Source organism: Idiomarina abyssalis, from assembly GCF_900116625.1.
Taxonomy (GTDB): domain Bacteria; phylum Pseudomonadota; class Gammaproteobacteria; order Enterobacterales; family Alteromonadaceae; genus Idiomarina; species Idiomarina abyssalis.
This window is the reverse complement of the sequence record NZ_FPBE01000002.1, coordinates 28,687-52,252: the sequence shown is the minus strand read 5'-3', so window position 1 is coordinate 52,252 and position 23,566 is coordinate 28,687. Positions and strand designations below refer to the sequence as shown.

Annotated in this window: 27 protein-coding genes; 23 read left to right on the top strand and 4 right to left on the bottom strand. The window is 47.8% G+C overall.

The window, feature by feature from the left end; all coding sequences use genetic code 11:
* Window positions 1-14 precede the first annotated feature (14 nt).
* From pckA to BM359_RS05740, 3 genes are all read left to right on the top strand, one after another.
* Window positions 15-1,616 carry a phosphoenolpyruvate carboxykinase (ATP) gene (gene pckA, locus BM359_RS05750; protein ID WP_054490799.1) on the top strand — a complete coding sequence of 534 codons (1,602 nt, stop codon included), beginning with the start codon at window positions 15-17 and terminating at the stop codon, window positions 1,614-1,616.
* A 97-nt stretch (window positions 1,617-1,713) separates the two neighbouring features.
* Window positions 1,714-2,640, top strand: coding sequence for an ABC transporter ATP-binding protein (locus tag BM359_RS05745; RefSeq protein ID WP_054490797.1), 927 nt, complete (start codon window positions 1,714-1,716; stop codon window positions 2,638-2,640).
* A complete protein-coding gene (locus BM359_RS05740) occupies window positions 2,637-3,833 on the top strand; it encodes an ABC transporter permease (protein WP_054490795.1) in 1,197 nt (398 codons plus the stop codon). The genes BM359_RS05745 and BM359_RS05740 overlap by 4 nt, the downstream gene beginning before the upstream one ends.
* A gap of 64 nt (window positions 3,834-3,897) precedes the next feature.
* Here BM359_RS05740 and BM359_RS05735 read toward each other — a convergent pair whose 3' ends face one another.
* Entirely contained in the window at window positions 3,898-5,916 is a 2,019-nt protein-coding gene (locus BM359_RS05735) for a S9 family peptidase (RefSeq protein ID WP_054490793.1), read from the bottom strand.
* 38 nt (window positions 5,917-5,954) lie between these two features.
* A complete protein-coding gene (fabR, locus tag BM359_RS05730; protein ID WP_054490791.1) occupies window positions 5,955-6,575 on the bottom strand; it encodes an HTH-type transcriptional repressor FabR in 621 nt (206 codons plus the stop codon).
* 153 nt (window positions 6,576-6,728) lie between these two features.
* Here fabR and BM359_RS05725 point away from each other — a divergent pair, with 153 nt between their 5' ends.
* The 3 genes from BM359_RS05725 to BM359_RS05715 all read left to right on the top strand — a co-directional run bounded on the left by BM359_RS05725 (window position 6,729) and on the right by BM359_RS05715 (window position 9,151).
* On the top strand, window positions 6,729-7,868 hold the full coding sequence (locus BM359_RS05725) for a fatty acid desaturase (RefSeq protein ID WP_054490789.1): 1,140 nt from the start codon (window positions 6,729-6,731) through the stop codon (window positions 7,866-7,868).
* A 116-nt stretch (window positions 7,869-7,984) separates the two neighbouring features.
* Window positions 7,985-8,302 carry a flagellar basal body rod C-terminal domain-containing protein gene (locus BM359_RS05720; RefSeq protein WP_054490787.1) on the top strand — a complete coding sequence of 106 codons (318 nt, stop codon included), beginning with the start codon at window positions 7,985-7,987 and terminating at the stop codon, window positions 8,300-8,302.
* 9 nt (window positions 8,303-8,311) lie between these two features.
* Complete coding sequence (locus tag BM359_RS05715; RefSeq protein WP_234972466.1) at window positions 8,312-9,151, top strand: putative metalloprotease CJM1_0395 family protein; 840 nt, start codon at window positions 8,312-8,314, stop codon at window positions 9,149-9,151.
* A 17-nt stretch (window positions 9,152-9,168) separates the two neighbouring features.
* Here BM359_RS05715 and BM359_RS05710 read toward each other — a convergent pair whose 3' ends face one another.
* The gene (locus BM359_RS05710; protein WP_054490783.1) at window positions 9,169-11,496 is read right to left on the bottom strand and encodes a Tex family protein; all 2,328 of its coding nucleotides are present in this window, start codon (window positions 11,494-11,496) and stop codon (window positions 9,169-9,171) included.
* 63 nt (window positions 11,497-11,559) lie between these two features.
* Window positions 11,560-12,039 carry a transcription elongation factor GreB gene (greB, locus tag BM359_RS05705; RefSeq protein WP_054490781.1) on the bottom strand — a complete coding sequence of 160 codons (480 nt, stop codon included), beginning with the start codon at window positions 12,037-12,039 and terminating at the stop codon, window positions 11,560-11,562.
* A gap of 233 nt (window positions 12,040-12,272) precedes the next feature.
* Between greB and BM359_RS05700 the strand changes: the two genes are divergently transcribed.
* The 17 genes from BM359_RS05700 to BM359_RS05620 all read left to right on the top strand — a co-directional run bounded on the left by BM359_RS05700 (window position 12,273) and on the right by BM359_RS05620 (window position 23,545).
* A complete protein-coding gene (locus tag BM359_RS05700; protein ID WP_054490779.1) occupies window positions 12,273-12,719 on the top strand; it encodes a heavy metal-binding domain-containing protein in 447 nt (148 codons plus the stop codon).
* A 106-nt stretch (window positions 12,720-12,825) separates the two neighbouring features.
* Window positions 12,826-13,341 (top strand): DUF413 domain-containing protein, encoded by a 516-nt coding sequence (gene maoP, locus BM359_RS05695; RefSeq protein ID WP_054490777.1) that lies wholly within the window; start codon window positions 12,826-12,828, stop codon window positions 13,339-13,341.
* 82 nt (window positions 13,342-13,423) lie between these two features.
* Complete coding sequence (locus BM359_RS05690) at window positions 13,424-13,648, top strand: hypothetical protein (RefSeq protein ID WP_054490774.1); 225 nt, start codon at window positions 13,424-13,426, stop codon at window positions 13,646-13,648.
* Window positions 13,649-13,887: 239 nt separating this feature from the next.
* A complete protein-coding gene (locus tag BM359_RS05685; protein ID WP_054490772.1) occupies window positions 13,888-14,628 on the top strand; it encodes an HNH endonuclease in 741 nt (246 codons plus the stop codon).
* Window positions 14,629-14,665: 37 nt separating this feature from the next.
* Window positions 14,666-14,977: a cupin domain-containing protein gene (locus BM359_RS05680; RefSeq protein ID WP_054490770.1), complete on the top strand. Its 312-nt coding sequence runs from the start codon at window positions 14,666-14,668 to the stop codon at window positions 14,975-14,977.
* Window positions 14,978-15,018: 41 nt separating this feature from the next.
* Complete coding sequence (locus tag BM359_RS05675; RefSeq protein WP_054490768.1) at window positions 15,019-15,393, top strand: hypothetical protein; 375 nt, start codon at window positions 15,019-15,021, stop codon at window positions 15,391-15,393.
* 21 nt (window positions 15,394-15,414) lie between these two features.
* Window positions 15,415-15,879, top strand: a complete 465-nt coding sequence (locus BM359_RS05670; protein WP_054490766.1) for a GNAT family N-acetyltransferase — start codon at window positions 15,415-15,417, stop codon at window positions 15,877-15,879.
* A 94-nt stretch (window positions 15,880-15,973) separates the two neighbouring features.
* Window positions 15,974-16,402: a GFA family protein gene (locus BM359_RS05665; RefSeq protein WP_054490764.1), complete on the top strand. Its 429-nt coding sequence runs from the start codon at window positions 15,974-15,976 to the stop codon at window positions 16,400-16,402.
* A gap of 59 nt (window positions 16,403-16,461) precedes the next feature.
* Entirely contained in the window at window positions 16,462-16,779 is a 318-nt protein-coding gene (gene sugE, locus BM359_RS05660) for a quaternary ammonium compound efflux SMR transporter SugE (protein ID WP_054490762.1), read from the top strand.
* A gap of 124 nt (window positions 16,780-16,903) precedes the next feature.
* Window positions 16,904-17,803, top strand: coding sequence for a lipid kinase (locus BM359_RS05655; RefSeq protein WP_054490761.1), 900 nt, complete (start codon window positions 16,904-16,906; stop codon window positions 17,801-17,803).
* A 1-nt stretch (window position 17,804) separates the two neighbouring features.
* Complete coding sequence (locus tag BM359_RS05650; protein WP_054490759.1) at window positions 17,805-18,245, top strand: ferritin family protein; 441 nt, start codon at window positions 17,805-17,807, stop codon at window positions 18,243-18,245.
* A gap of 33 nt (window positions 18,246-18,278) precedes the next feature.
* Window positions 18,279-18,686 carry a VOC family protein gene (locus BM359_RS05645; RefSeq protein WP_054490757.1) on the top strand — a complete coding sequence of 136 codons (408 nt, stop codon included), beginning with the start codon at window positions 18,279-18,281 and terminating at the stop codon, window positions 18,684-18,686.
* A 110-nt stretch (window positions 18,687-18,796) separates the two neighbouring features.
* Window positions 18,797-19,801, top strand: coding sequence for a sensor histidine kinase (locus BM359_RS05640; RefSeq protein WP_054490754.1), 1,005 nt, complete (start codon window positions 18,797-18,799; stop codon window positions 19,799-19,801).
* Window positions 19,765-20,487: a LytR/AlgR family response regulator transcription factor gene (locus tag BM359_RS05635; protein ID WP_054490752.1), complete on the top strand. Its 723-nt coding sequence runs from the start codon at window positions 19,765-19,767 to the stop codon at window positions 20,485-20,487. The genes BM359_RS05640 and BM359_RS05635 overlap by 37 nt, the downstream gene beginning before the upstream one ends.
* Before the next feature lie 12 nt (window positions 20,488-20,499).
* Entirely contained in the window at window positions 20,500-21,861 is a 1,362-nt protein-coding gene (locus BM359_RS05630) for an amidohydrolase family protein (protein ID WP_054490750.1), read from the top strand.
* 204 nt (window positions 21,862-22,065) lie between these two features.
* Entirely contained in the window at window positions 22,066-22,278 is a 213-nt protein-coding gene (locus tag BM359_RS05625; protein ID WP_054490748.1) for a hypothetical protein, read from the top strand.
* An 82-nt stretch (window positions 22,279-22,360) separates the two neighbouring features.
* A complete protein-coding gene (locus BM359_RS05620) occupies window positions 22,361-23,545 on the top strand; it encodes a GGDEF domain-containing protein (protein WP_054490976.1) in 1,185 nt (394 codons plus the stop codon).
* The last annotated feature ends 21 nt before the right edge of the window (window positions 23,546-23,566 follow it).

Sequence of the window (23,566 nt, the reverse complement as noted above, 5' to 3'; positions counted from 1 at the left end):
AGGAGCCTTACGTCATGCCAAATCTGGATCTGAGCCGCTACGGCATCACCGATGTCGAAGAAATCGTCCATAATCCGTCCTATGACCTGCTGTTCAAAGAAGAAACTCGCGATGACCTGCAAGGTTATGAAAAAGGAACGGTAACGGACCTTGGAGCGGTTGCTGTTGATACAGGAATTTTTACCGGACGTTCCCCCAAAGACAAATACATTGTTCGCGACGACACAACTCGCAATACCGTCTGGTGGGCTGACCAGGGCAAGAACGACAACAAGCCATTGTCGACTGAAACCTGGAATGAACTGAAAGGTTTGGTTACTGAGCAGTTGTCGCACAAACGTCTGTTTGTGGTCGACACCTATTGCGGTGCTAACGAAGATACACGTCTTGCGGTTCGCTTCATTACTGAAGTGGCGTGGCAGGCACATTTTGTAAAAAACATGTTCATTCGCCCAAGCGAAGAAGAGCTGGAAAATTTTGAGCCAGACTTCGTGGTCATGAATGGTGCAAAGTGCATTAATCCTAAGTGGCAAGAACAAGAGCTGAATTCTGAAAACTTTGTGGCGTTTAACTTAACTGAAAAAATTCAGTTAATTGGCGGCACCTGGTATGGCGGCGAAATGAAGAAAGGTATGTTCTCAATGATGAACTACTTTCTGCCGCTTAAAGGTATTGCTTCTATGCACTGCTCTGCCAACGTCGGTGAAAAAGGCGATGTGGCTATTTTCTTTGGCTTGTCAGGCACAGGTAAAACGACGTTGTCGACTGACCCGAAACGCGCACTGATTGGTGACGACGAGCACGGTTGGGACGACGACGGTGTCTTCAATTTCGAAGGTGGTTGTTACGCGAAAACCATTAACCTGTCGAAGGAAGCTGAACCGGATATTTATAACGCCATTCGCCGTGACGCTCTGCTGGAAAATGTAGCCGTTGACGAAAATGGTGTTGTTGATTTTGACGACAACTCAAAAACAGAAAACACGCGTGTTTCTTACCCAATTCATCACATTGAAAACATTGTGAAACCGGTGTCTAAAGCGGGTCACGCGAAAAAAGTGATTTTCCTGACGGCTGACGCTTTTGGCGTATTGCCTCCGGTATCTAAGCTGACTAAAGAGCAGGCGCAGTACCACTTCTTATCTGGCTTTACCGCGAAATTAGCGGGTACAGAGCGTGGTGTAACCGAGCCTACGCCAACGTTCTCCAGCTGTTTTGGCGCGGCGTTCTTAAGTCTGCACCCAACTCAGTACGCGGAAGTATTAGTGAAGCGTATGGAAGCGGCTGGCGCAGAAGCTTACCTGGTTAACACTGGCTGGAACGGTACCGGCAAGCGTATCTCTATTAAAGCGACCCGCGCTATCATCGACTCTATTTTAGACGGCTCGATTGAAGACGCGGAATTTGTCGAACTGCCATACTTCAACTTAGCGATGCCAACTCAGTTAGCCGGCGTTGAAGACAGCAGCATCTTAGATCCGCGTAACACCTACGAAGACGTGGGTGAGTGGGATGTGCGAGCCAAAGACCTGGCTGAGCGTTTCGTTGCTAACTTCGAGAAGTTTACCGACACCGATAACGGTAAAGCGCTGGTAGCGGCAGGCCCGCAACTGTAAAGTCACAGTTTGAAACAAATTAAAGGGCTCGTAACACTTGTTACGGGCCCTTTGTGTTTCTAAGATAGGCGGCACATTCTAATAACAGAAAAACAACATGCGCCTTTCAGTTAATAATGTCACTAAGCGCTATCGCACGGTTACGGCGGTAGATGCAATATCACTCGATATTCAACCCGGAAAAATTCAGGCTCTGCTTGGTCCCAACGGTGCCGGTAAATCCTCTTTAGTTCGTATGCTGGTTGGTTTGACGCACCCCGACCAAGGCGAAATTGTGGTTGAGAACAACGGTCAAACCATAGACCTGACTTACCACGACTTTGCTTACTTACCCGAAGACCGTGGCTTGTATCAGGACCGCTCCATTCTCGATAACCTTAATTACATTGCCAGTCTGCGCGGACTGAAGCTGAGCGACATACGTGGCGACATTGACAGCTGGCTGGCACGGTTTGAACTGACGGATCGTAAAGACGAGCCGTTGCGTCAGATGTCTAAAGGTAACCAGCAAAAAGTGCAGCTTATAGCCACCTTGCTGCATGACCCACAGTTGGTGATTCTTGACGAGCCGTTTTCAGGTCTGGATCCGGTGAATCAGGAACATGTGCTGACGGTACTTAGTGAGCTGCGCGAGCGCGGCAAAACCGTGGTGCTGAGTGCGCACCAGATGGCATTGGTAGAACGTTTAGCCGATACCATGCTGTTAATGAATAAAGGCCGGGCTGTTGCGCAGGGAAGCCTTCAGGAAATTCGCAATACTTTACTACCGGAACCGGTTTACCGGGTGACCACCAATGCCCAGCTTGCAATGGAAAACTGGGCGGCAGTGGAACAGGTCTATTCAGTTCATAAAGTAAACGACGAGCAGGTTGAACTGACGTTTAACAAGGACGCCGATATTGAGCAGTTGTGGCCGCAGCTAGCACAGCAGGTGCCGATAAAGGCTTTTGCACCTATTCAGCCGGGGTTACATGACTTGTACCTGGACACCATACGTAAGCAAACCGGGGAGGTGCAGTCATGAAAGTCAGTTACTTACAACAGTTAAAAGCTATTGCCTGGTGGGAATTCAAACGCTTTTTTAAGTGGAAGCAGGAGCTGTTTTCCATTGCGCTTTTAGTGGTGATTTTTGCGGTGAGTGCTGGTTGGGGAGCTATTACCCAAATTTTTTCCGATGAATACCAGGGCGCTATTTTCTATCAGGAAGGTAAGCCGCAGGCGTGGGAATTCAAGGCACCAAAAGACTTAACCCTTCGTAGCGCCGGCACCATGGAAGTGGAAAAGTGGCAAACGCAGCTACCAGAAGACTTAGATACCTTGATTGTGATTACACCCGAGCTAACCGCTAAGGTTTGGGTGAAGAAGTCACAAAGCTGGCAGCAGGAGTTACGCAGCGAGCTGCAGGAGCAGTTGCAGACTCTTCGTATTCAACAACTGTCACTGACGCCGGAAGAGCGCACAGTCATTAATGAGAAACCCGACATAACCTTTGCTATTGAAGAAAGCGAAGACGCTTCGATAGACGATGCCAGCGACGCTTCCGCCACCATGTTACTGATGGTGATCATGGTCGGCGTTTTCACCGGTTTTGGATTGATGATGATGTCGATTACTGCCGAGAAGCAGCAACGTGTGACGGAACAGTTGCTGACGATTGTGACGCCTACGCAGTGGATGGACGGAAAAATCATAGGTATTACGCTGCACAGTATTAAATCCATGACCTTTATTGGATTAATGATTCTGGGCGTGAGCATGGTGATTGCCGCCTTTTCAGAAGACGGTGGTTCGGGCCTGGATTGGGGCGTGGGAACGACTCTGCTCAGTATTATCTTTGTGGTGCTGGGAACAGTTTTAATCAACGCCATGCTGGCTGGCTTTTCGGCAACCATTGATGACCCGAATCACTCGTCCCGCAGTACCGTAATGCTGGTACCGCTGTTGCCGGTGTTTTTAAGCTTCAGTGTGATTGGTGAGCCAGACTCCACTATCGCAACGGTGATGAGCATTATTCCGATCAGTTCATTCGCAATGATGCCTGCGCGCTTGCTGCAAACTGACGTTGCAGTATGGGAGTGGTTGCTGAGCCTGGTATTGCTGGCGGCCTTCGTTTACTGGATGCGTAGTGTTGCCGGGCGTTTATTCGCCATGGGCATTCAGTACTATGGTAAAGAACCAGGCTGGAAAGAAATTTGGCGAGCTGTCGCCGGTAAATAAAAAAGTTGAAGGAACAAAAAAGCCGGGACGCTTCACAGCTCCCGGCTTTTTATTAGAGGTATTCTTACTTCAACTGCTCAGCGTGTGGCAGCTCAAACGATGGTTTCTCTTCGGCTTTCTCAACCAGGAAGCTATCCATCCAGCGCATTAGGCGCATGCTGTAGTCGAGCTGTGCTGCAACTTTACGGTTACCGTGGCCTTCGCCGGGGTAAAGCACTAAGCGAACCGGCACGTTACCGTGAGTCTTCAGATAACGGTAAAGCTCCATTGACTGAGAAGGGTGTACACGGGTGTCTTCTTTACCGTGCATGATAAGAATTGGCGTGCGCGCCTTTTCTGCGTGGAAAATTGGGCTGCGCTCTAAGTACCATTCCCACTTGTCCCATGGGTAGCTGCGCGCGTGTACCGCGTGCATTTCTTTCGCAATGTCAGTGGTACCAAACTTAGATAAGTTGTTGCTGATACCGACAAACATGACGCTGGCAGCAAAGTGCTCGGTCTGTGCCGTTGCGCCCCAGGCTGATGCAAAGCCGCCATAAGAACCGCCGGTAATACCGACGCTTGACTCATCCGCCAGGCCGATATCAACGAGGTGTTTTTTAGCATCGACAATGTCATCGAACTCTTTACCTGCGTAGTCGTTCTGACCCAGTTTAGAGAACTCAACTCCGCGCCCGGTGCTGCCGCGGTAGTTCGGGAAGAACAGCGCATAACCTTTGGCGGCAGCGTGCTTAACCGGCGAACCATAACGGTCTAACCAGCCGTTGCTGTAGTGCGACTCAGGACCACCGTGAATCACCATCATTAACGGATAGCGTTTGCCTTCTTCGTAGTCTGTCGGATAAACCACAATGCCTTCCAGTTTCAGCCCGTCACGAGCTTCGTAGGTCATGGTTTCCTGACGCGGCATTTCAATATCTGCCAACCAGGGGTTGGAATCCGTTAAACGCTCCAGACGGCCATTGCTGTACTTAAAGGCTTCGTTTGGATGGCTGGGGCGATGACCCGTCAGCACAAATTCTGATTTGCCCGCTTCGCCGTCCAGGCTGGTGAAAATGGCTTCGCCAGTTTCTAACAGGCTACGGCTTTCCAGGAATTTAAGCGTCAACGCCTGAACTTCTGACTCCGTGCCGCGATGGCCTAACCAGACAATTTCTTCATCCGTCCGCCAGCTAAAGTCCTTGATAGAGCCTTTGTAGTCCGGCAGAACATTACGGTGTTCTTGCTCGCGGGTGTCATAAACAAATAAAGTGCCGGCAGACGGGTCGTTGTAGTCCGCCGCGCGGATCATAGCCAGATAACGACCATCTGGTGAAAATTCAGCGCGTCCCAGTTTGCCTTCGCTTTCGAACGAAGTAACAACTTCACCATCCAGACCCATTAAGTGGTACTGACTGCTCATGTAGTTGTCGTCAATCAGCGAAGTTGGTGCGGTACGAACCAGTAACTGTTCGTTATTCGGGTGGAAGCTAACCGAAAGCGCGTGCTGGTCTTCGGCGGTAACCGCTTTGGCTTCTGCCTCTTCGTTACCCAGAGAAACATGGTAAACCTGGGTGTAGGTTAAATCTTCTTCGTACACTTCAGCTTTAAAGCCCTTTTTCGAAAGCTTTTTCTTGTCACTGTCTTTTGCGCCTGAAGATAAAAAGACCAGTTGCTCACCGTCATCGCTCAGTGCGTAGCTACCAATGTTACCTTCAAATTCAAAGACTGACTGAACACCGCCGCCGCGTACTGGCATGCGATATAACTCCTGGTACTCGTCACCTTCTTCTTTAGCGGTAAAGTACAGGTACTCACTTTGTGGCCCAAAACTGACCCGGCTGAACTTTTTATCTTTGCTCAGGTAAGAAGTTTCTTCGCCTTCGGCGTTAATAAGTACTAACTCACGGTAGCTGGAACCGTCGTCGTCTTCGTACGGAGTACGAGGCGTAGAGCGGATAACAGCCGTGAATTGCCCATCCGGCGATAATTGAGCTGAACGAATGGCTTTGGTGGTTACGGTATCTATTAGCGACATTTCGCGGGCGTCTAAATTAACCGCCCAAACTGCTAATGCCATACCGCTTACAGCACGTAAAAGCATATAAGTCTCCAGTGTTCTGTCTGTTTAAAGTTGTTTTTCTATGACTCTCGTTTTAATAATCGGCGAGTCGCTTCGGCGCCTCTGGCAACCAGGCGAACTTGCTGAATTGTTTTCTCGGTAATAATTTCGCGTTCTTCTTCATCAACATCGAAGCAGTCGGCCCCGGCGCTGAATACAATTTTAGCTATGGTATCGGATTGCAGTTCGGCCAGCTCTCGGGTAAAGGACTGCTCATTTACTAAGTAGTCCTCCAGCTCTGCTTTAAAGTGATCAATTTCGCGCACTACGGCTAAACGGAAACTGCGCGAGCGGCCGGAACGTTCCTGCAACAACAGCCGGAAGGTCGCCGTATTGTCCGCCACAAATTGCATAAAGGTTTCAATGGATACTCTAATAATAGAACCGCCGGACTCGATTCTCTGGCGCGCCTGACGAAGCAACTGACGTAATGCCAGACCGCACTCATCAACCAAAGTGAGTCCTAACTCATCCATGTCACGAAAGTGTCTGTAGAAAGACGTAGGGGCAATACCGGCTTCGCGTGCCACTTCGCGTAAGCTTAAGCTGGAGAACCCGTTTTCGGCGCTTAATTGGTTCATTGCCGCGTTAATTAACGCCTGTCGGGTTTTCTCTTTCTGCTTTGCGCGAATTCCGGCCATAGTGTTCGTTTATTTATGCGTGTGTGTAAAGAATGATAACACAGCTTTTTACACTTTTACCGCTTGTAATTTGACCGAGAAACACGTACATTCAGCGAACAGGTGTACGCTGTTTTGTCACCTGCCTTTATTTGATTGTTTTAGGTTATATGCATGCAACAGATTTCTGAAAAGCCCCCCATTATCTGGTTAAACACCTTAGTTTTTGCCATTACTTTTATCGTCGCCCTTGTTGGCGTGCCTTTATACGCGTACAGCGTAGGTATTGGCGCCGCATTTTGGTGGGTTATGTTAGGCACGGCGTGTTTCGCCGGGCTATCGATTACCGCGGGCTACCACCGCTTATGGGCGCACCGTACTTACGATGCCAACCCCGTAATTCGCTTTATTTTTGCTATTGGTGGTGCTGTCGCACTGCAAAACAGTGCGCTTCACTGGTCTTCTGATCACCGTGAACATCACAAACATGTTGATGACAACGACAAAGACCCGTATTCCGCTAAGCGAGGGTTCTGGTACTCGCACATAGGCTGGATGATCCGTGAATATCAGGCCAGTCGTTATACCGACTACGACAATGTTCAGGACTTACAGAAAGACCCAATTGTTATGTGGCAGCACAAGTATTACCTGCCGCTGACCTTATTTGTGAACTTTGGTTGGCCAATTGCCGCTGGCTTTATGCTGGGCGACGTATGGGCCGGGTTACTGGTTATCGGCGTACTGCGCCTGGTGCTGAACCATCACACTACCTTCTTTATTAACTCGCTGGCGCACATTTGGGGTAAACAACCTTATACCGACAAAAATACGGCACGCGACAACGGCGTGCTGGCTTTTTTAACCTTTGGCGAGGGCTACCATAATTATCACCACATTTTTGCTGCGGACTATCGTAACGGCATTCGCTGGTGGCATTTTGACCCGACCAAATGGCTCATTGTTGCCAGTAAATGGCTGGGTCTGGCGAAAAACTTAAAGCGTAGCTCGCCGTATCAGGTAGAGCGGGCGAAACTGCAAATGCAGTTAAAACGCGCTCAGCAGAAAGCTAAAGCAGCACCGGATTCGCTGTTTGAAAGGGCTCAGGAGCACTATGATCAAATGGGTCAGCATTTGAAGGCTTACTATCAGGCTCGTAAAAAGCTTTTGGACACGAAAACTAAAGCGTTAAAAGAGCATGTGAACCATGATATTGACGTGCTGAAAAAGCAGGTCGATGAAATGAAAGAAGCCTTAGAAGTGCAGAAACGCTCATGGAAAGCCTTGCTGAACCAGATTCAACAACACGCATAAAGCCGGCTGAAAATTGCGATGAACGGTACTTGTCAGTACTTGAAAATGTTTAAAATATGACCGATACTGACAAGTACATTCGCAGTAACACGCGCAGCGCGTGATTAGGAGTGACTATGGAAATTGGTGCAGCAATGAACTCAGGCTTGCAAGGTATGCAACGTGCAAACCAGCAAGTTTCTCAGGCTAGCCAGGAAATTGCTTCAGCTTCTGCATCTGGGCGCAATGACGTTCAGCAGCAGGACAATGCCAATGTTAATGGTGCTCAGACAGCGACAGAATCCGCATCTGAAACGAGCCAAAGCGTAACGGCTACAAGCACAACGGACTCTCTTGTTTCTCTGAATCAGGGGCAGACCAATTTTGAAGCAAACACTCGTACAGTAGAAACTGCTGACGAAGTGTTGGGCACAATGATCGATACCAACGCTTAATGTTCTAACATGAATATCTCACCAGCGTTACCGCCTATTCCTGTAACGTCGGCTCCACCTGCGGAGTCGATGAACAGGGATAATTTCGAGCGGCCATTGGTGAAAGAACCTGCCAAATCTGACCAATCCAGTAATAAACCGAATACTCAGGCCGACCGAAAAGCCGGCGGCAAGAGTGATGGCAAAGGTGACGACAAAACAGCCACCGACAAAGCCAGCAAGGAAGTTACCGATGAAGCTGAAAAAAATCAGCAAAAACTCAGTGAAGAAGAAATTGAGAAAGTCGATGAACTGAAAAGCCGTGACCAGGAAGTTCGTGTGCACGAACAGGCTCACGCTGCCGTTGGTGGTCAGTATGCCAGCTCACCTTCGTACGAATATGAGCGAGGACCCGATGGCAAGTCTTATGCTGTTGGCGGTGAAGTTCAGATAGACGTTAGCCCGGTTAATGGTGACCCACAAGCCACTATCCAGAAAATGCAGGTGGTTCGTCGTGCAGCTATGGCACCGGCGCAACCTTCACCGGCAGACAGAGCAATAGCGTCTGAAGCAACCAATAAAGCAACTCAGGCGCGGGCTGAGTTAGCTCAGATGCAAATTGAGTCCGGCCAGGATGGTGAAGAGGGCGAAGAGCCAAACCCGGACATTAGTATTAATGCGCCGTTTAACAAAAGTCTGGAAGGTGCAGATAAAGGCGAAGCTGATAGCCAGTCAAATGGCGTCGATGCTGCAGCACCTGCCGAACAGGGCAAAAAGACTCTGTCATCGCCGGAGCGTGGCGAGATGATTGCCTCTTTCTACGATAAGCGTGTTCGTCCATCCGTGGACTCATTCAGCGCTACTGCTTAACGCCTCTCTATCCCGTTTTAATTTTTCTTCGCTTTTGCAAAGGCATCTGCCAATGCGCTGCCCATAGCTGAGTTTTGCGGTTGCGGCGCACGACCACCGTTCCCCGAAGGTTTTTTCTTAGGCCCGTTACCGGCTTTCGTTTTAGGCTTGTCAGCTGAGGTGCTGGCTGGCGCTTCATCGCTTAAACGCATGGTTAAACCAATACGCTTACGCTCAATATCTACTTCCAGCACTTTTACTTTCACAATATCGCCGGCCTTCACCACTTCACGCGGGTCGCTGACAAACTTGTCGGCCAGTGCTGAAATGTGAACCAAACCGTCTTGATGCACGCCAACATCGACAAAGGCACCAAAGTTAGCCACGTTGGTCACAACACCCTCTAATTGCATACCGGGTTTCAGATCGCTGACTTTCTCAACACCTTCTTTGAATTCCGCGGTTTTGAATTCAGGGCGTGGGTCACGGCCTGGCTTTTCAAGCTCAGACAAAATGTCGGTGACCGTTGGTAGACCAAAGCGCTCGTCGGTGTAGTCGGCAGCGTTCAGGCTTTTAACCAATGAATGATTGCCAATAAGCTCCTGCACCGGCAAGTCATTTGCCTTCGCCATGCGTTCTACTACCGAATAGGCTTCCGGGTGCACTGATGAGGCATCTAACGGCTGTTCGCCATTGTTAATACGCAGGAAACCCGCCGCCTGTTCAAAGGCTTTTGGTCCCATGCGTGGTACATCAAGTAACTGTTTACGGTTAGCAAAGGCACCGTTGGCGTCTCGGTAATCGACAATGTTTTTCGCCAGTGTTTTCGACAAACCCGAAACGCGCTGAAGCAAGGCCGCAGAAGCCATGTTGGCGTCCACACCCACTGCGTTTACACAGTCCTCAACCACTGCATCCAGGCTATGAGCCAGTTGTGACTGGCTAACGTCGTGCTGATACTGACCCACACCAATAGACTTAGGTTCAATTTTAACCAGCTCGGCCAATGGATCCTGCAGGCGGCGGGCGATAGACACCGCGCCACGCAGTGATACATCCATATCCGGAAATTCCTGCGCCGCCTGCTCAGACGCTGAGTAAACCGACGCACCAGCCTCGTTCACTATAACCTTTGTGGCTTTAATGTCGCTGTGCTGTTTCAGCATGTCGCCGACCATTTTGTCGGTCTCGCGCGAGTGAGTGCCGTTACCAATGCTGATAAGCTCAACCTTGTACTGCTTGCACAAGGTCGCCAGCGTACGCATGGCTTTGTCCATTTGATTCTGCGGTTGGAACGGGAAGACCGTGTTAGTGGCAACCGCTTTACCGGTTTCGTCGACCACCGCAACCTTAACACCGGTACGAACGCCCGGGTCTAACCCCATGGTCGTTTTTGCACCGGCTGGCGCCGCCATCAGCAAGTCTTTTAAATTGCTGGCAAATACCTGAATGGCGGCTTCCTCGGCGCGCTCACGCACACGAGCCATAAGCTCGGTTTCCATGTGCAGCGACAGCTTCACCCGCCATGTCCACTGAATAACCTGACGCAGCCAGTCATCGGCAGCGCGACCTTTGTGCTCAAAGTTCAGGAAGTCGGCAATCATCACTTCGCAGTGCGAGCCGGAGGTTTTGTCTTCACTGCCCGGGTCCGCGTCCATAGAAAGCTGCAAAAAGCCTTCATTACGACCGCGCAGCAACGCCAACGTGCGGTGCGAGGGAATGGTTTTAAACAATTCAGAAAACTCAAAGTAGTCGCGGAATTTAGCGCCTTCTTTCTCTTTACCCGGCGCAACGGTGCTGGTTAAGTGCGCGTTCTGCCACAAGTGCGAGCGCAAACGCTTCAACAACTCCGCCTGCTCGGCAAAGCGCTCCATTAAAATGGCACGGGCACCGTCTAACACCGCTTTGGTGTCAGCAAAACCCTTGTCAGCGTCAACGTAGTCAGCGGCCGCTTGTTCCGGGTTCTGCGTTGGGTCTTTCCACAGTAAATCCGCCAGCGGCTCAATGCCCGCTTCAATAGCAATTTGGCCTTTAGTGCGGCGCTTAGGTTTGTAGGGCAGGTATAAATCTTCCAGCTCGGTTTTCGAATCGGCAGTTTTGATACTCTGAGCCAGTTCGTCAGTTAATTTGCCTTGCTCGTCAATTGATTTCAGTATCACCTGACGGCGGTCGTCCAGCTCGCGCAGGTAGTTCAGGCGCTGATGCAGCTGACGTAATTGCGTGTCGTCTAAACCGCCGGTTACCTCTTTACGGTAACGGGCAATAAAAGGCACCGTCGAGCCTTCGTCCAGCAACTGGATAACAGCGGCAATCTGACGCTCGTCGACCTTCAGTTCATTAGCAAGTAATTGCGGTATCTGGCTCATAGTACATCTCTTGGTTTTAAAACGTTACGACAAATAATGGGGACGAATACTATCACGAATTGACTACGCGGGCTGTTGGTAACTTATCTTATTAATGAACCAGGTCTTAGTACCCTGTGGCGTGTTTACCTCCGCCTCATCGTCCACCTGCTTTTTCAGCAGAGCGCGCGCCATGGGGGAATCAATAGACACCGCGTCTTTGCGGTCATAAATCTCATCCGGGCCGACAATTTGAAACGCCCGAATGTTCTCGTCTTCGTCCTCAATTTCCACCCAGGCACCAAAAAACACCTTACCGTCCTGTTGCGGCGAATAATACACAACCTTCACCTGCTCCAGACGCTTGGTTAAATAGCGAATACGACCATCAATTTTACGCAACTTCTGCTTGTTGTATTTATAATCCGCGTTCTCTGACCTGTCGCCGAGGCTCGCTGCCCACGACACCTTCTCCACGGTTTCGCGCCGCTCCACCCGCCAGAGGTGCTCGAGTTCCTGCTGCAACTTTTCATAACCGCCAAGGGTAATTAAATTAGTTTTCATACGCTGATTCGTTAATGCCTACGTTGAATGATTAGGGGATTTTACTGGGTTATGTGTTTGAGGGAAATGTCGGATTAGTAAGGGTGTGTAAGTTACCACTATGAGCTATTGCTTATATTATTGTAATTTAGTTTTAACTTGTTTAATGTTGATTGGATGCTTTGTGACCGTGTTAGGCAGATGGGAATGATCATAGGTGCGATATGGCTAGCTCTCGATAAGGAAAGAGATATATGAAAACGATTTTTACCCTTATTATTGCTGTGTTCGCGATTACAACAATTCCCGGTTGTACCGTCATAGACGGTAATGCAGTTGTTACCGGTAAGGCTCGTCCCGCTATAGCTCCTAATGGTGTGCATATTTATAGATCTGCTCCTGAAGGCTTTGAGGAGATCGCAATTGTTTATGCAAGTGCAGGGCATGACTTTAAAAAGAGTAGCACTTTAGTGAACGAGGCAATTCAACGGCTAAAAGAAGAAGCGGCAAAGGTCGGCGCAAATGGCGTGATACTCACAAGAATAGACGAACGAGATGTACCAAGCGTTACAACTAGTTACGGCTCTGCCACTGCAATAGGTAGTGGCGGTAGCGCACATGCAACAGGTAATGCGACAAGTGTAAATCGTGGTGATACTTACACTAGGTTAAATGGCGTTGCGGTTTATGTATTCGAATAAGGCAGTTTGTACAACTTCACAAAACAAAGTAAAACAGTCCGCAGATATCGCTGCTGGACTTACTAACGTTCGCCGCTGTTTAAAGCGCTATGCATAGAGGTGCCTGATGCGAGACCTATCAGAATTTGACTCCTACCTTAGCGAGGAAGGGCGGCAGTTCCTTGAGAAATGGGGTATCAAGCTTGCGGGCCTATATGATGGCTCTATAGGCCCTAAGAATCCTAACGAGAAGCGTTTTGTAAATGTATTTAAGAATGGAGAGGACCCACAGGGCAAGTCAGAGATTATTTGGTTCAACGTTATTGCCATAAATCAGTTGATTGAAAAGTGTGCTTCTCTAGAAGCTTCCCTTGAAAATGAGCACTCTATAAAAAATGGCCTTGTAAAGCGAATCGACAGTCAAGAACAGGAAATAAATAAACGAGTTATGCCATTAGAAGAGGAATTGGCAAGATTAAAGAAAGCCTTACTAGGGTGCTGGGCAAAGATTGATGATTACGAAAAGAAATTAGGTATTGAAAAACAAACCTCAAAAAGTCGGTCTGGAGATATTTGTCCAGTCTGTAAAGGAACTGGCGGCATGGGGAATTGCTCACGCTGTGATGGTAAAGGCTATTTGTAATCAATGACCAATTGAGGGCTGGGATGGAACAAGATATATCAGATGTACTGAAAAAATCATTGAAATAGCAGAGGCTGTTCCAATGATTAAACGGAGTTGGTTTTTTGCTAGAAGGCTGAAGGGTACAGCTCGCAATAACAGTGATTTGGACTTAGGGGTTGAAGTTGAGTGGGTGCCGGGAAAGATGTTTGGTGTTTGTGAAGATGCCCTATTGCTTTGGCGCTCTGTTAGCGCACATTTTGAAAATCAAATGAGGGAAGTATCCCCATGGCCTATAGAACTTCAAAATTATGTCAATGAACAATAAACACCGAATGTTGCTAAATATATCACCGAATGTAGTGAGCTTTACCAACGCTGGATCAAGTCAATTTCCGATCGTTACACTGTGCACTATGAATTCGTGGACAAAAGGCTTCGGATGATAGCTATTAGTTTGGTCAAGTGAGCGATAAAAGCTTAACAAGAGGCGGTTGTCGGACGTACCTACGCTGCGCTCCGGTTAGCCGCAAAGCCAAGCGTTATGCTCTATTGAGGTTGAATTGGATGGAAGTTGCTGAAGAGGCTTTCGCAATAGCAAAGAGAGTATTCGAAGGAGAGTTATCTCAAACTGAAGGCGCTCGCCAACTGAATACGGAACATGGAGTCAACGTTAACTCCGCGAAAATTATGATAACCGTCTATGGAAAGATGGTTAGAGGGCTAGAATTCAAACGTGCTCTGAGCGTGGCTCACATGAGTTATTTCTTAGCTCGTCTTATGAGCGATGGAGGAACCAATGCTCTGACTAACCCGGTCGACGCGTTGTGGAAACACATTAAGTACTACGAAGCAAGGAATAACGTTACGCTTAAGTCTCTTCGTGATCTGCATTCATCTTACCTTGCCATCGAGAAAGGCATATCCAGCCTTGAAAATTTGAATGAATCTTTCGATAAGGAGATTGAAAAAGCGATAAATACGCCCAAGGATGAACGGCAAAAGCGAATTTCTGAATCGAGTGCGCTACCAAGAACCAAGCCCGTACTCGTCCAAGTATATGAGCGTAATCCGTTTGTGGTGGCAGAGGTGCTTACCCGCGCAAATGGGGTATGTGAGAGATGCAAGGCCGACGCCCCTTTTAAAAGGAAAAAGGATGGAAGTCCATACTTGGAAGTTCATCACAAAACTAGACTTGCTGACGGAGGAGAGGACACTGTAGCTAATGCTGTTGCTCTGTGTCCAAACTGTCACCGAGATTTACACTTTGGTGAGCAGAACAAGGCGTTGCACCGGGCAAGCTGGTGAACGCGGCGTTATACACTATTCATAATTTGGAAGTATCGTGAAAATAATTAGAAGTAAAGAATTCAAATCTGAACGCGCCTGGGGTGCAAAAAGCATCGCAAATATGAACGGAATTACGACGCGCTTGCATTGGACTGATAAGCCATATAAATGGCATGTAAACGATGGCGAAGAAGTATTTGTTGTTTTGGATGGCGTTGTCGAAATGCTTTTTAAAGAAAATGGGGTTGAGCAATCAGCGATGTTAGAAACAGGAGATATTTTTTATGCGTCTATTGGAACTGAGCATGTTGCGCACCCTCGCGGAGAAGCACGAATCTTGGTCGTAGAATCCGAAGGAAGCGTATAACAAGCGCTTAAGCGGTCGTTATATAAACAGGAACCACACCGGTGAACATTAAAAGTACCTGTATTGTTTTCGCGTTAGCTTTATTCGTATCGGCGTGCACATCCGGACGTTTGGAGTATTTCACCGCCGAGGGCGAACGAAAGGTTGCATGCGAAACGGAATACACATGGCAGCCGAGTGTTGATAAGTATGCGGTTGAATATGTTCTGGCGCATTGCGCTCAAGAGGCAGTATCCAGAGGCAACACGGTCGAAGATACCGCTCTGCTCGAAAAGGATTTGTCGATTCCGCCCCCTCCCGAAGGAAGAGCGTGGAGCCATGAGCTAGCAAAGCAGCATCATACAAAAGGGATGCTTACGGATAAAGAATATGGGTATCTCATTGCTTATTTAGATCTCTGTCATGATAGTGATTGAGAGTGAACGGCAAACACCAACATGATAAAAATTAGAAAATATAACGAATCAGATGCGCGTGATTTATGGGCTATTTTTTATCACACCATTCGCAATGTGAACTCACGTGACTACACACAAACGCAAGTCGAAGCATGGGCGCCGGATGACGTTTCTCCTGAGGTATGGGAGCGAAAGATGAATGCTATCTCTCCGTTTGTTGCTGAAATTGACGGAGAAATTGTTGGTTATGCCGACCTTCAGGAAGATGGGTTAATTGATCATTTCTTTTGTCACCATGAGCATCAGGGGAAAGGTATCGGGCGTCATTTGATGGAGCACGTGCTGAGAGTGGGTGAGTTACAAGGAATTACTCGGTTTTACTCTGAGGTAAGCATTACCGCTCGTCCGTTTTATGAGAAATTTGGCTTTGAGGTCGCAAAGGAACAAACGATAGAAATTCGAGGTAAGAAGTTGCGTAACTTTGTTATGGAAAAACTCAGCTAAACCTGTTTGCTATTCTCAAAACTTGAAGATGTCGTATTGGACGCAGTGGCTAACCAAGCCAATTGATAGGCGGGTTTATTTAACAGGTAATGTCATGGTGAATAAATATTACGGTTCGTGTCTTTGCGGTCGTGTCGGCTACGAGGTTAATGGTGACTTTGACGCATTTTATTTATGTCATTGTAGCCGCTGCCAAAAAGACACCGGCTCTGCTCATGCGGCTAACTTGTTTGCTAAAGCAGGGCGGTTGGCTTGGTTAAAAGGCGAGGCGGACATAACTTATTATCAACACCCCGGCTCGCTGCATACGAAGAGCTTTTGTCAGTGTTGCGGCTCAGCGCTTCCTACATTCGCTGAGTCTATTAATTGTGTTGTGGTGCCGGCCGGTAGCCTCGATATGCCGATATCAGTTAAGCCTACGGCTAAAATCTTTGTTGCTGACTGCGCTGCCTGGTCAGCTGACTTGAGTGATGTTCCGAGTTTTGATGAGTTACCGGCGCAAGCGAACCGAGATTCGGAGTGAGGACGACCTCACCGCTCAACTTTCACTCGGGGACGGCCCCAAAATCTGAAGAGGTTTATATGAGTTGGGTCATACTATTTATCGCCGGTCTTTTGGAAGTCGCTTGGGCGGTTGGGCTTAAGTACACCGACGGCTTCACCAAGCTTTGGCCTACGGTTGGCACCACCGTTGCCCTTGTCGGCAGCTTCGTCTTGTTAGGCTTGGCATTGAAAACTTTACCCGTCGGCACAGCTTACGCCATTTGGGTCGGCATTGGTGCCGTAGGTACAGCGGTTATGGGTATATTTTTGTTCGGCGAGTCGGCGGACGTTCTTAAACTGGTCAGTTTAGGGTTAATTTGTGCGGGTATTGTGGGGCTTAAATTGGCTCATGGCTGAGGGCGAAATAAATTCAAATTGATCTCTCCCCCAAATCCCCAACGTAAATATTCCGTCAGTGCTTTGAAGCCTTGGAATAAACCTCTTATATTTAACGCAGTGCATAACAGGAAGAGGTAAAGCATTGCAGCATGCGTTGTTAGTTATCAACCCGAAGAGCCGTAATGGTCATTCCGATGAGTTAACACAAGCCACCGACTTGCTCAGAAACTCCGGCATTGAGGTTGAGGTTTGCGTCACTGAAAGTCCATCTCATATGGCCTCATGCATTGAAAATTACCGTGAGAAAAAGGGAGTGGTGATTGTTGCCGGGGGCGATGGAACCATCAGCTCGGCGTTGGAGTCAATCTATAAAAGCGAGCAAACCTTGGCCATTTTACCGATGGGAACAGCTAACGACTTGGCGCGCTCGCTTGGTATTTCGCATGACGTTGTTGCAGCCGCTCAGGCTATTGTTAATGACAAGCGAGAACGCATAAACTTGGCAAAGGTGAATAATAGCTATTTTGTGAATGTTGCTCATGTTGGTTTAGGCGTAGAGGTAACCCGCGAGCTGACGTCAGAAATGAAGAAATACTTTGGCGTGTTTGCGTATTTGGGCGCATTTACCAGCGTCATGAAGCGCAACAAGAGTTTTAAAGTTCAAATAGAAGCTGACGGTTGGAAGGAGTCTGTAAAGGCAATTCACCTGGCGGTAGGTAATGGTCGTTACTACGGTGGCGGGAACGTTGTCGATGATGACTCTACACTGCTGGATGGACAACTGAACTTATTTTGTTTGAAACCAATACGGTGGTGGCGGTTGTTATTACTGGGAGTCAATTTTCGTAACGGCAATTTGCAAAAGGCAGAACGGGTTGTCTGTAAAAAGGCCCGAAAAATTAGCATTAAAACCTCCAGGGCTAAGCACATTCAGGCTGACGGTGAGTTTAAAACCGATACACCGGCCAATTTCGAGGTAATGCCTAAGGCTATTGAAGCTGTTGTAGGTGATATGCCACTGCCTAACGTAAACAAGGATTAAAATGTCGATATTACGCACAGATAATCAGGCCGATAGTATAGAAATTCTGAAGTTAGTCATTGAGACAACGGATTACTACCGGGAGATAGCGAAAGTGGTTGGGGATGATAACCTCGCCAGTAAGCTTAATGATATTGCCAACGAGAGATCTTCCTATATTGAGCCATTTGAGAATGTAGTTAAAGACTTAGGCGAGCTACCGGCTAAACCTGACCCTGATAAAGAACTCCTGCACAAAATAGAAGGGGAACTTACTCAGTTTTTCTTTGCGAATTCTAAAAACGCCATTTTGGATAAGTGTCTTCAGGAAGATGAAGAACTGGCAACTGTGGTAAAGCGCACGAAGCTGGGTGAGAAGTCGGCGGAGTATCAAAAATTACTCGATGCGTTGGCTGAAAACCTAAGCAAGACTCAAAAATCTATTCAGGCATTAAAAGATTAGTATGTAATACGGAAAATGATGGCAGGAGGAATCATGGAAAGTCATCAAAAGGCAAAAAGCGAAATTGTCGTCACGCGACTTCTTCCAAATATTTGTACAGATCGCGTGGAAGAAACTAAAAGTTTTTACATGGAGTTACTTGGCTTCGTCGTTGGCTTTGAACATCAGGGGTGGTACACCCAAATGGCGTCACAAACGAATCCCCAGTTGCAAGTCGGCATTATACGGCGCGATCACGAGTTTACGCCGGAGGCTTATCAGCAATCGGCACAGGGAGTGATTATTTCAGCACAGGTTGAAAACGTTGATACAGCCTATTCTGAGGTAAAAAGGCGCGGCTTCTCTATTGAACTGGAATTGCGAGATGAAAGCTTTGGTATGCGGCGCTTCATGGTAGCTGACCCGAACGGCGTTTTGGTTAACGTGTTTGCATTCCCATGAATGAACTATTTGCCGCTCAGACCTAAATTTCTACCGTTCACGCATTCCCTATTTGTATCTATCGGCAGGCTGGGCTAGCTTAGCAGCCAGTTTCCTAACGGCACTGACGTATGAGCTTCAATAAAAAAGAAAAGTTATCGATATCGGCGTTGCTGGTTATTCTCTACCTGATACCAGCAGGGTTAGAGTGGATAGAGTTTGATAGCGAACACTTACACCTTATTGCAATCAGCCTGCCAATTTGGCTGCTCTTCTTTTACCTCGGCCCGTTTTGGCTGTTCTACTGGGTTCAGAAGAGCAGGCGTGTTGCTCGCTTACATGTGGTGGGGCAGGGCGCGTTGTACGTTCTGATGATGTTCGCTGGTGCCAATATTGTCAGTAGACTGCATTCGCTGGCGTTTCCGCAGTATCAGTTTCCGGTAAAGGAGCAGATTCTATCGGCATTCCTGTGGGGCGTGTTTATCTTTTCGATGACGCATATGTATCTTCTGTACCAACGCTTTGTTAACGAACAAAAGCTGCGAAAAGAAGCGCAACTGGCTGATTTGACCAGCCGTTTAAATCCACACTTTCTGTTCAATTCCTTGAATACCATTTCGGCGCTAATTCATTCATCACCCGACAAAGCTGACGATGTACTGCACAAGCTAGCCGACATACTGCGCTACTCCGTTGATCAGCAAAATGAGTGGGTGTCTCTGGAGCAGGAGCTTGCTGTTTGCGAAACCTATCTAACGGTTGAGAAAGCGAGGTTCACCGATAACTTAAACATTAGTTGGCAAATTGCATCTTCCGTCGACAGGCGACGCTTGAAGGTGCCGCCGCTGTTACTGCAGCCGCTGATTGAGAACGTTATGAAGCACGTGAAGTGCCGACCTATTGAGTTGATCATTAGCGTGCAAGTGGAGCAGGGCAAGTTGATATTCAAAGTAAAAGACAACGGTAAAGGTTTTTCTGAGCAGTCGTTGGATGAGCAATCTAGAGCTGGTAAGGGTCTCAATATTGTAAAGCAACGTGTTGATATTACAGGTGGTGAGCTGTCGCTTTATAACGATACGTCAGAGCAAGGAGGTGCGGTGTGCGAAATTACCTTACCGATCCACGCTTGCGTGTAGTTATCGTTGAAGACGAAGCGCCCGCGCGCTCGAAGTTAAACACGCAGCTTGCACAAGTGGAAGGCGTTGAGGTCGTTTCTGAATGCGCCGATGCGCCTCAGGCAATACAAGACATTAACTCGCTCAAACCAGATTTGGTTCTGTTAGATATTGAGCTGGGTGAGTTGTCAGGTTTTGACGTTCTGAAAGCAATAAAGCACCCGTGCCATGTGATATTTACCACGGCTTATAGCCAATATGCCGTGAAGGCATTCGAGAAACAGGCATTAGATTATTTACTGAAACCTTTTGACTTGCCGCGACTGCGTCATGCTTTAAAGCGCGTGGTGTTACCAGAGCCTCAGGTTGCAGAGCCCGCCACAGTGCAACTCACCGCGAAAGTCGGCGATAAAATACGGATGCTGAACTCATTCGATATTCGGTTTTTAAAAGCTTCACAGGGCTTGGTGGTAGCGCAATGCCTTGAGCGCGAACACCATTTGGATGGCAGTCTGGAATGCTTGTTGAGCCAGTTGCCATCTTCCTTTTTGCGGGTGCACCGTAACCGCATCGTAAATACCCAACATATTCATCAAATAGAAAAGTGGCAAAACGGAGCGCTTTTACTTCGTTTCGAGGGTGTAAACGACACCATTACGACCAGCAGACGCGGCGCCGTAGCGCTAAGAAAGCATCTAAACCTATAACCGGAGAATAATATGAAAAAGCTATGGTTATTACTAGCGCTTGCTATTACAGCGCCGACTCTGGCAAATGACTTTGTGATAAACAATGTGCTTTTACCAGACTTCGAAACGCGTGAATTAACGCCTGTTAATATTGAAGTGGTGGATGGTAAATTCAAACAAATTGTCGATAGCTCGGTGCCTTTGTCACATACCAATGTGCGTGATGGTAAGGGACAAGTGATAATGCCAGCTTTTATCGATATGCATTCCCACAGCATGGGCAATTCTTCGCTGGATCGTAGCGACTATCAATACATTGGTATACGCGGCACTGCGAACGCCATGTTATACGCAGGCGTGCACGGCTGGCTCGATCTCTATAGTGATGAGGAAGATATTTTTGAGTATCGTGATCAGCAATTTCCAGAGGAGCGCGACGAAGCCTATGTATTTGCCGCTGGCCCCTGTTTTACCGTGCCAACCGGACATTGTGACTTTGGTGAAACGCGATTGATCAGTACGCCTGATGAAGCGGTTTTGGAGTTGCGTGATTTAAGCCCCACTAAGCCTGATGTCGTGAAAATTGTATTCGATAACGCGGGCAGTAAACCCACCGTTGATGAGGCTACGCTTGAGGCGTTTTTGAACGAAGCTAGGAGTCTCAATATTAAATCGGTAGTGCATATAGGTTCCTGGAGTGATATTCGTACGGCCTCGGAGTTAGGCGCTGATGCTGTTACCCACTTACCGTGGCACACAATGCCTGAGGATATTCCCGAGTTACTGGTGAAACAGGGAACCGTCATTATTCCTACAGTTAGTGTTATAAACGAGCTGCTGCACTTGCACGATTCAAGCTCCGATGAGCTCTCTGCCTCAGTACTTTCCGTTACAATGACGGACGCATTAGTCGAGGAAGATCTGTTGAACGACTACCCGATAACCGCAGAAAATAAAGTGTATTTTGACTGGATTGCAGGGTTAAAAGAAGATGGAGCTCTCGTAAATCGGAAGGATGCGATTAAGCGTTTAGATGCCGCTGGAGTCACTATACTGGTAGGCTCGGATGGAGGAAACTTCGCGGTATTTCAAGGCGTAGGTTTTCATCGCGAAATGTACTTTTTGCAACAAATGGGCATGTCTCCCTGGGATATTGTTCTGGGATCTACATACAGCGCCTATGATTTTCTTGATGTGGATTGGGGCATTAAAGAAGGTCGACCAGCCAATTTTACTCTGCACCACCGTCGTATTTTTGAAGACTTAGGTCTTTCAGCTAAGGTTAAAGCTATTTACTTAAATGGTAGGTGGGTACAGCGCGAACCGTTGCTAGATTACGCTACCCCAGACTTCTTTCAGTACATAAAGTTGTTTTTTGGGTTTGAGGTGTAAGGTGCTGCTTCATTACTGTGGGTTGCTTAAAGGCTATTTTATAATATATAAAATAGCTAGGCGTTGTATTGTTCGTTTGATGATAAGCTCAGATAAAACGGAATCTGCAGGAGCATTGTTTGGAATGAGCTTAAGTGACAAAAAGATCAAACCGAGGTTCGGCGAACATGGTTCGTACAGGTACAGTAAAAGGAGACTAACTCTATGGAAGATACATTTTTCGCTGGCATCGGTATTATAGGTGGGCTGGCCTACTTAGCTATTGCTTTGTTATGGATACTAGTACCAATATTTATTTTTCTTATTTCAAAGCGCGTTAAGGACATTCGAGATATAGCACGGGAGTCTCGACTGGAAGTTAAAGAGCTTAACGCCAACCTCAAGGCTTTAAAAAGGAAGCTCAGCGAGGAAGAGTGAGAAAAATACAGCAAAACGGTGGAGAAAAGGTCAGAATTAACGCTTATTGTCTGGAATCAAAACCGTTTTAACAGGTAAAACTTTGTCACAACAACAAAAGCAAAATGATACTCACTGGCTGACCGGTCAGTTTCTTGACGCCGGTAAAGAGTTAAAATACCGCCATTCTATTGAATCTAATGTTAGGTCTGACTCCCGCCTTGCGCTACTTTTAGTAGCTATTATTTTTGCCATGTTCGGCATTACCGATTACAACCTTCTGGGACTAACGCAAGAGTATTACTCGCTGCTAACTATGCGCGTTGCGGTAGTGGGCTCCTGCCTGGTGTTAGCCTTTGTTATTGGTCACCGGGGTGGTTATGCTGAAAAAGCTTGGTTGCACGCGTTACCATTATGGATTCTGGCAACGGGGATTATTCTGATTGTTCCTTTGCGCCCGGAAAGCCTTCTTACGCAGATCACCGCAGTGGTGGTCGCTATTATGGCTTTTTATCTGCTTATTCCAAATTTGTTGACGGTTGCGGCGCTGGCTAGCCTGTTCTTAAGTATTACTTTTTTAGCGGCGAGTATGTTGTACGCAGGAGTAACTCCCACAGGCGCAATCCGGTTGGGTCTGTTGCTTATCATGGCCAATATTGTTGGGTACACGGCGCTGCGGCGGTTAGAGCGTTTGCAGCGTCAGCAGTACTCCTTGCTTAACGAAGAGCGCGATCAAAACCGCGAGTTACTGCAGGAAATAAAACACCGAAAGTCATTAGAGGCGCAGTTGCGCATGGTCGCTGAGAATGATGCGCTCACTGGTGTTGATAGCCGCAGTCATTTTATGAAACGAGCTGAAGCTTTGCTGCAAAGATCTCGACTGGAAGATACTCCGTTCTGCTTGTTTATGATTGACGTTGACCACTTCAAGCGTATTAACGACACTTGGGGCCACACCCGTGGTGATGTCATTCTGACGAAGATAGCCGAAGTTTGTCAGCACTCACTTCGGCCAACCGACATTATAGGTCGTTTTGGTGGCGAAGAGTTCGTGGTGGGGCTGCCTCATACGAGTCCTGCCGACGCTAAGGCGGTGGCCGAGCGTCTTAAGCAAAATGTAGAAGCCTTGTCATCAACTGACGAATTAAATGATCTGGAGCTGAGTGTGACCATTGGCGTTGCTGTTGCCAAGGCCGAAGACGATTTGGATATGCTGATTACCCGAGCCGATAACCTACTTTATGAAGGTAAGCGTGACGGAAGAAATCAGGTTGTGATGAAGGATTAAGGGTATTATTCGGCACTAACT